1 protein-coding gene is annotated in these 643 nt (G+C 75.4%); it reads left to right on the forward strand.

Translation table 11 applies throughout. The features are described from left to right. Positions 1 to 643: GNAT family N-acetyltransferase (locus FNQ90_RS25915; RefSeq protein ID WP_182608527.1), on the forward strand; the 643-nt coding region annotated here is incomplete at both ends.

Raw genomic sequence — 643 nt, forward strand, 5'->3', positions numbered from 1 at the left:
CCCCCGAGCAGGCCGCCGCCCTCACCGCCGCCGCTCCCCCCGGCGTCACCGCTCTCGACCTGGGCACCGACGTCGCGTTCACCCGTCCCCTCGGCGCGAACGCGGAGCGGTGGTGGGCCGGGATCCCGCAGAAGTACCGCAGCGACGCCCGCCGCACCTGGCGCCGCGGCACCGACACCGGGCTGACCCTCGCCCCGTACACCGGCGCCGCCGCCCTCCCCCACCTGCCGTACTTCACCGAGCTGGCCAACGGCACCGCCGACCGGCACGGCACCCGCCTGTACGGGCCGGAGATGTTCGAGCACCTCACCGATGTGCCCGGCGCCGTCCTGCTGGCCGCCCGGGACGGGGACCGGCTGGTCGGTGGCTTCTACGGCTGGCTCCACCGCCGCTGCCTGTACCTGTGGGCCTGCGGCATCGACTACCGCCACCCGGCCGCGCACCGCGTGTACAAGTGGCTGCTGACCGAATCGGCCCTCTGGGCCATCGACCGGGGAGCGCACACCCTCGACCTGGGCCGCGCCAACTACGCCGCCAAGCTCAGAGTCGGCTGCCGTCCCCAGCCGCTGCGCACCGTCGTGTTCCTTCCCCGCCCCGAGCCCGCGACCGTCACCGCGTTGTCCGCCCTCGCCCGGCGGTTGGG

Source organism: Streptomyces alkaliphilus (assembly GCF_014141535.1).
Lineage (GTDB): Bacteria > Actinomycetota > Actinomycetes > Streptomycetales > Streptomycetaceae > Streptomyces > Streptomyces alkaliphilus.